This window comes from Streptomyces sp. NRRL B-24572, assembly GCF_002156145.1.
Taxonomy (GTDB): domain Bacteria; phylum Actinomycetota; class Actinomycetes; order Streptomycetales; family Streptomycetaceae; genus Streptomyces; species Streptomyces vietnamensis.
Map to the genome: position 1 here is coordinate 1,874 of NZ_MWIG01000271.1, position 5,782 is coordinate 7,655.

Here is a 5,782-nt window from a genome sequence, read left to right on the forward strand (position 1 = left end):
CCGGGCGCGCAAGGCGGTGTCGAGGGCAGGGAGCAGCTCGGCACTGACGCCGCTGCCGTCCCGTTGTCGGTACGACCAACGACTGTCCGACCGCCCGGCGTAGGCCTCGTCGGACTCTGCGGTGCGGAGTACGAAGGACAGGATGTTGTCCACGTACGCCTGGGCTCAGCCGCCGCGATCCGGGACAGGACGGTGGCGACGGCCTTGAGAAGGGCTGCCGCGGATCGCAGCGTCCAAGGCCCCCGCGAAGGAACGTCCTTCACCTGATCGCACCAGGCCTCCCCCTGGCCACGAGCTGGAACTCAATGCCTTCACCAGCCTGCCCCACAGGCTCAAGACGGATCCGCGAGGCCGCTCCGCGCAGGAGGTCCGCGACCTTCGGCGCGGTCCACCAGTTCTCGTACCGGTTGCCCGCCTTGCCCGCCGCCCCGCCAGCCCCCTCGCGCACCACTTCCCCAGTGCGCCGCGACGGACTCCTCACCAGGGAGTGCACGGCCAAGAACTGTATTGCCTGCCGGCTCATCCGTGGTCTGCGTCTCGCGCATGCGTCTCCATGCGGCCTGCCTCCATCCAGCCGGCCACAGCTGAGCCCCGGGGTGCCGCACGAAGCCTGCCGGCACGGGATCGGTCACCGGCGGCCGCGACGCACCGGTGCGCGACCGCACTCCCAGGCGGATAATTGCGCCATCATGCACAAGTGCAAAGAGCACCCAGCCCGAACCACCCTGACGGACGGTCAGAAAAGTCGGCAACAGGTCGGCATCAGTACCGCTCGGGACCACCCCCGGGCGCCGTGAACCGCCAAGATCAACAACCGGTCTCATCCCCTCTGAACTGCGAAAAGTCTGCTCAGCCACACGCCTGCCAGTCTCACCAGGAGGTATCCGTGAGGATGCTGATCAACGTTCCGGAGACCGTCGTCGCCGATGCACTGCGGGGGATGGCCGCGGCTCATCCCGAGTTGACCGTGGACGTGGAGCGGCGGGTCGTGGTGCGGCGGGACGCGCCCGTGGCGGGGAAGGTGGCGCTGGTGTCCGGCGGCGGGTCCGGGCACGAGCCGTTGCACGGGGGGTTCGTGGGGCCCGGGATGCTGGCGGCCGCGTGTCCGGGTGAGGTGTTCACGTCGCCCGTGCCCGATCAGATGGTGCGGGCCGCGGCCGCCGTCGACAGCGGGGCCGGGGTGTTGTTCGTCGTCAAGAACTACACCGGTGACGTGCTGAACTTCGAGATGGCCGCGGAACTCGCCGAGGACGAGGGCATCCAGGTCGCCAAGGTCCTCGTCGACGACGACGTGGCGGTGACGGACAGTCTGTACACGGCGGGTCGGCGCGGCACCGGGGGCACCTTGTTCGTGGAGAAGATCGCCGGGGCCGCCGCCGAGGAGGGGCAGCCGCTGGAGCGGGTCGAGGCGATCGCCCGCCGGGTCGACGAGCGGTCCCGGTCCTTCGGGGTGGCCCTGAGCGCCTGCACGACCCCCGCCAAGGGCAGTCCCACCTTCGATCTCCCCGAGGGCGAGCTGGAGTTGGGGATCGGCATCCACGGCGAGCCGGGCCGGGAGCGGCGGCCCATGATGACCTCGCGGGAGATCGCCGACTTCGCCGTCGACGCCGTCGTGGAGGACCTGCGTCCGGACGGGCCGGTCATCGCCCTGGTCAACGGGATGGGCGCGACTCCGCTCCTGGAGCTGTACGGGTTCAACGCCGAGGTGCAGCGGGTGCTCGCCGAGCGGCACGTGCCGGTGGCCCGGACCCTGGTCGGGAACTACGTGACCTCGCTCGACATGGCGGGCTGCTCGGTGACCCTGTGCGAGGTCGACGAGGAGCTGCTGCGCCTGTGGGACGCTCCGGTGCAGACGCCCGCGCTGCGCTGGGGCCGGTGAGACGGGGATGGGCATGGGGAGCGACGACGTGACGGAGACCTTCGGCGCCGGGTTCCTGGTGCGCTGGCTGGCCGCGGTGGCCGAGGACGTCGACCGGGAGGCGGACCGGCTCACCGAGCTGGACTCGGCGATCGGCGACGCCGACCACGGCGCCAATCTCAAGCGGGGCTTCGCCGCCGTGACGGAGGTGCTCGGGAAGGAGCCGCCGACGAGTCCCGGCGCCGTGCTCACCGCCGCCGGGCGGCAGCTCATCTCCACGGTCGGCGGCGCTTCGGGCCCTCTGTACGGGACGCTGCTGCGGCGCGCCGGGAAGACCCTGGGCGAGGACGCCGAGGTCACCCGGGAGCGGCTGGCGGAGGCGCTCGGCGCCGGGGTGGCCGCCGTGTCGCAGCTGGGCGGCGCCCAGGTGGGCGACAAGACGATGCTGGACGCGCTCGTGCCGGCCGTGGAGGGGCTGCGGAGCTCGTACGAGGCGGCCCGCGCCGCCGCGGAGAAGGGCGCCCTCGCGACCGTACCCCTCCAGGCGCGCAAGGGCAGGGCCAGTTATCTCGGGGAGCGGTCGATCGGGCACCAGGATCCGGGGGCGACGTCCTCGGCGCTGCTGTTCGCGGCGCTCGCCGACACCGCGCGCGCGGAGGGGGCGCGATGAGCCCCGCGCCCGTCGGCATCGTGCTCGTCTCGCACAGCGCAGCGGTCGCGGCGTCCGTCGCCGAACTCGCCCGGGGACTCGCCGGCGGGGGCGACCTGGCGCCGGTCCTGCCCGCGGGCGGGACGCCGGACGGTGGGCTCGGGACGAGTTCCGAGCTGATCTGCGAGGCGGCGAAGGCCGTCGACCGGGGGGCCGGGGTGGCGCTCCTCGTCGACCTGGGCAGCGCGGTCCTCACCGTCAAGGCGCTGCTCGCCGAGGGCGACGAACTGCCCGAGGGTGCACGGCTCGTGGACGCGCCGTTCGTCGAGGGCGCGGTCGCCGCGCTGGTGACGGCGAGCGCGGGCGGGGACCTCGACGCGGTGGCGGCGGCGGCCTCGGAGGCGTACGCGTACCGCAAGGCGTGAGCCGGGGGCGAGCCGGCACCGTCGGCTCGCCCCCGGCGCGCGGGGCAGTCCGCCCGGCCCGCTGCCTCAGAGGCCGTGTCTCGCACCGGTCAAGCACTATTCGGTGTGTCCGGCTCGGGTGGTCGAGGCGTCCGGGACCGTGCGGGCGGCCTGTGCGGGGCACACGGTCGTCTCCGCCGCCGCCGCCTGTTCGGCGGGGTGGTTGGCGGCGGTTGCCGTGGCGGTGTTCCGGTACGTTCCGCAGCTGTTCGAGGTCGTGGGGCTGACCACGTGGGCGGAGACCGATCCTCCGGGAGGCACGTCACCGAACTCGCAGGCGAGGGTCTGGTTCGAAGCCGTGCCGCTGATCGCGCACCCGGTGTCGGAGGGGCTCAGCGACCAGGTGACGCCCGCACCCCCGGGGAGCGGGTCACTCACTTCGACACCCCTGACCGTCCCCGGGCCGCCGTTGTCGACGGTGACCGTGAAGCCGATCGGGTCACCGGTGCTGACCGCCGCGGCATCCGCGGTCTTGGTCAGGCTGAGCGCGGGGGACGGCGGCGGACAGACGACCGTCGTCGAGGCGGAGGCGGTGACGGGCGGGCCGCCGCGCGAGGTCGCCGTCGCGGTGTTCGGGTAGGTGCCGCAGCTCGCCGCCGTCGTGGTACCGGCGACGTGGACGACGGCCCGTGCGCCCTTCCGCAGGTTGCCGAAGGAGCAGCGCAGGCTCTGGCCCCCGGCCGGCCCCGTCAGGGCGCAGCTTCCCGGTCCGCCGTAGGACGGGGTGATCTGCCACTGGACACCGGCGCCCGACGGCAGGGGGTCGGTCAGGGCGGCGCGGATGACGGTGCCCGGTCCCTGGCCGGTCACCGCGATGGTGTAGCCGATGGCGGAACCGGCGTCGACCGAGGCCGCGTCCGCGATCTTGGTGAGGGAGAGCCTCGGGGCAGCGGCGTTCCCGGGCCCGTGGTGGGCCTCGGCGCCGACCGTGGACGCCAGGGTGAGCGCTCCCGCCAGGAGGACGCCTCCGAGGGGCAGGCCGCGCGAGCACCTGTGTCTCATGATCACCGATTCTGTTCGGGAGCCGGTTCCGGGTCCGGCTCGGACACCTCGGACACGGCGACGATCCGCCAGTCGATCTCCTTACCCGGTGCGCCACGCCGGTGTGTGCTCGTGCCTCCCCTGGGGGAGGCAGGCCCGGGCCCCCGCCGAGGCCTCGGACGCCCGCCCTCGCCCCCGCGTGCGCGGGGATCACCGAAGGGGACCCGCAGGCTACCGAGTAGTAGACGTCACTCCCCGATTCTTCTGCAACTAGTTGCAGAAGGCCCTCGGGGTCGCCTAGAACTGAGGTCGACGACCCCTGCGCGAGGAGACGCCCCCATGACCCCGTACCCGCACCTGCTGAGCCCGCTCGACCTCGGGTTCACCACCCTGCCCAACCGGGTGATCATGGGGTCGATGCACGTCGGCCTCGAGGAGACCGAGCACGGCTTCGAGCGCATGGCCGCCTTCTACGCCGAGCGCGCCCGGGGCGGCGTCGGCCTCATCGTCACCGGCGGCATCGCGCCCAACGAGGCCGGCCGGCCCTGGGACGGCGGCGCCAAGCTCACCACGGCCGAGGAGGTCGCCGAGCACCGGCTGATCACCGACGCCGTGCACGCCGAGGGCGGCAGGATCGCCATGCAGATCCTGCACTTCGGCCGGTACGCCTACCACCCCGGCCTCGTCGGCCCCAGCCCGGTCAAGGCGCCCATCAGCCCCTTCGTACCGAACGAGCTGAGCGACGCCGAGGTCGAGCAGACCGTCGAGGACTACGCGCGCTGCGCCGAGCTGGCCAAGGAGGCCGGGTACGACGGCGTCGAGGTGATGGGCTCCGAGGGCTACCTCATCAACGAGTTCATCGCCGCCGCCACCAACCGGCGCACCGACCGCTGGGGCGGCTCGTACGAGAACCGGGTCCGCTTCCCCCTGGAGATCGTCCGCCGGATCCGCGAGCGCGTCGGCGAGGACTTCATCCTCGTGTACCGCCTCTCCATGCTCGACCTGGTTCCGGGCGGCTCCACGCTCGACGAGGTCGTCGCGCTCGCCAAGGAGATCGAGGCCGCCGGCGCGACCATCATCAACACCGGCATCGGCTGGCACGAGGCCCGCATCCCCACCATCGCCACCTCCGTGCCGCGCGGCGCCTACACCTGGGTGACGAAGAAGCTGATGGGCGCGGTGTCCGTGCCGCTCGTCACCTCCAACCGCATCAACACCCCCGAGGTCGCCGAGGAGATCCTCGCCGACGGCCGCGCCGACCTGGTCTCGCTCGCCCGCCCGTTCCTCGCCGACCCGGACTTCGTCGCCAAGGCCTCCGCCGACCGCGCCGACACCATCAACACCTGCATCGGCTGCAACCAGGCCTGCCTCGACCACACCTTCAACCTGAAGATCACGTCCTGCCTGGTCAACCCGCGCGCCTGCCACGAGACCGAGCTGGTCCTCTCCCCCACCCGCCTCGCCAAGCGCGTCGCGGTCGTCGGCGCGGGCCCGGCCGGTCTGGCGTGCGCGGTGTCGGCGGCCGAACGCGGCCACTCCGTCACCCTCTTCGACGCCGCCGCCGAGATCGGCGGCCAGCTGAACGTCGCCAAGCGGGTGCCGGGCAAGGAGGAGTTCGACGAGACGCTGCGCTACTTCCGCGTCCAGCTCGCCGAGCGCGGCATCGACGTCCGCCTGAACACGTACGTGTCCGCCGCCGACCTGGAGGGTTACGACGAGGTCGTCGTCGCGACCGGCGTCACCCCCCGCACGCCCGGGATCGCGGGCGAGGACCACCCGAGCGTCCTCAGCTACCTCGATGTGCTCCGGGACGGCGCGCCCGTCGGCGAG

Annotated in this window: 5 protein-coding genes; 4 read left to right on the forward strand and 1 reads right to left on the reverse strand. The window is 72.8% G+C overall.

Annotation, left to right across the window (positions count from 1 at the left end):
* Nucleotides 1-886: 886 nt before the first annotated feature.
* From dhaK to CCN56_RS16925, 3 genes are read left to right on the forward strand one after another with little or no spacing between them, the layout of a single operon-like run.
* Nucleotides 887-1,879 (forward strand): dihydroxyacetone kinase subunit DhaK, encoded by a 993-nt coding sequence (dhaK, locus tag CCN56_RS16915; RefSeq protein WP_086827750.1) that lies wholly within the window; start codon nt 887-889, stop codon nt 1,877-1,879.
* A 13-nt stretch (nt 1,880-1,892) separates the two neighbouring features.
* Nucleotides 1,893-2,528, forward strand: a complete 636-nt coding sequence (gene dhaL, locus CCN56_RS16920; protein WP_179199867.1) for a dihydroxyacetone kinase subunit DhaL — start codon at nt 1,893-1,895, stop codon at nt 2,526-2,528.
* Nucleotides 2,525-2,932, forward strand: a complete 408-nt coding sequence (locus CCN56_RS16925; RefSeq protein ID WP_086827752.1) for a PTS-dependent dihydroxyacetone kinase phosphotransferase subunit DhaM — start codon at nt 2,525-2,527, stop codon at nt 2,930-2,932. Before dhaL ends, CCN56_RS16925 begins: the two co-directional genes overlap by 4 nt.
* A 96-nt stretch (nt 2,933-3,028) precedes the next feature.
* Here CCN56_RS16925 and CCN56_RS16930 read toward each other — a convergent pair whose 3' ends face one another.
* Entirely contained in the window at nt 3,029-3,973 is a 945-nt protein-coding gene (locus tag CCN56_RS16930) for a DUF11 domain-containing protein (protein ID WP_143664538.1), read from the reverse strand.
* Between the two features lie 318 nt (nt 3,974-4,291).
* Here CCN56_RS16930 and CCN56_RS16935 point away from each other — a divergent pair.
* Nucleotides 4,292-5,782, forward strand: a 1,491-nt coding sequence (locus tag CCN56_RS16935; protein WP_086827756.1) for an NADPH-dependent 2,4-dienoyl-CoA reductase, incomplete at its 3' end; no start/stop codon positions are given.

Bases quoted from the DNA above. Each gene is read 5' to 3' on its own strand.
- dhaL (WP_179199867.1), top strand. From the start codon at position 1,893: ATGGGGAGCGACGACGTGACGGAGACCTTCGGCGCCGGGTTCCTGGTG.
- CCN56_RS16925 (WP_086827752.1), top strand. From the start codon at position 2,525: ATGAGCCCCGCGCCCGTCGGCATCGTGCTCGTCTCGCACAGCGCAGCG.
- CCN56_RS16930 (WP_143664538.1), bottom strand. From the start codon at position 3,973: ATGAGACACAGGTGCTCGCGCGGCCTGCCCCTCGGAGGCGTCCTCCTG.